This is a genomic window from Lamprobacter sp. (assembly GCF_034860625.1).
GTDB lineage: Bacteria > Pseudomonadota > Gammaproteobacteria > Chromatiales > Chromatiaceae > Lamprobacter.
Window position 1 is genome coordinate 1 of the sequence record NZ_JAYESN010000588.1, and the last position, 1,112, is coordinate 1,112.

Sequence of the window (1,112 nt, forward strand, 5' to 3'; positions counted from 1 at the left end):
CTGCACGCGAATCTGAGCGGACGGGTACAGACCTTCGTCACCGTCGCCGAGCTGGCCGCGACCACACAGCAGTTCCAGGGCCAACTCTGGCTCGGCCGCGGCTTCGAGTGGGAGCGCGATCAGGCCCAGCTTGCGCATGACCTGCTGCGGATCGGCCCCTCGCGACTGACGCCGATCTCGACCACCGCGATCGGCGCACACTGGCTGCATGGTCTGGCCCCGCGCGAGGACGACCTCGCCGTGCCGCTCAGCACCCTGGAAGGTCACCTGCTGGTGGTCGGCACCACCGGCGCCGGCAAGACCCGGCTGTTCGATCTGCTGATCAGCCAGGCCGTCTTGCGTGGTGAGGCGGTGCTGATCATCGATCCCAAGGGCGACCGCGAACTGCGCGACAACGCCGAGCGCGCCTGCGTGCTGGCTGGTCGCCCGGAGAAATTCGCCGCCTTCCATCCGGCCTTCCCGGAGCACTCCTGCCGCATCGACCCGATGGCCACCTTTGGCCGTCACACCGAACTGGCCAGCCGCATCGCCGCGCTGATGCCCTCGGAGACCGGCGCCGATCCGTTCAAGGCCTTCGGTCAGATGGCGATGAGCCACATCATCGCCGGGCTCTTGCTGGTCGAGGAGCGCCCAAACCTGCTCAAGCTGCGCCATTATCTCGAAGGCGGGGTCGATGCCCTGGTCGAGCGGGCGTTGGTGACCTGCTGCACCCAGGTCGATCCACGCTTCGATCGCGACGCGCTGCTCGGCAAGGCCCGCGATAGCCACGGCCGGGTGCAGGCGCTGATCCGCCATTACCGCAGCCGCATCGCCCCGGAGCAGCCGTCATCGGTCATCGATGGCCTGGTCAACATGCACGAGCACGAGCGCGTGCATTTCTCCAAGATGGTCGCGAGCCTGATGCCGGTGCTGGTGATGCTGACCTCCGGGCCGCTGGGGCCGTTGCTCTCGCCGAATCCGAGCGACCCGGATGATCCGCGCGATCTGATGCGCATGACCGATCTGATCAACGATGGCTATGTCGCCTACATCGGTCTGGATTCGCTCTCCGACGGGATGGTCGGCAGCGCCATCGGCTCGCTGTTGATCGCCGAGCTGACCTCGATTGCCGG

General features: G+C 67.1%; 1 protein-coding gene. It reads left to right on the plus strand.

What is annotated here, in order from left to right; genetic code table 11:
- On the plus strand, positions 1-1,112 hold a 1,112-nt coding region (locus VBE63_RS30035; RefSeq protein ID WP_323686624.1), incomplete at both ends, for a helicase HerA domain-containing protein.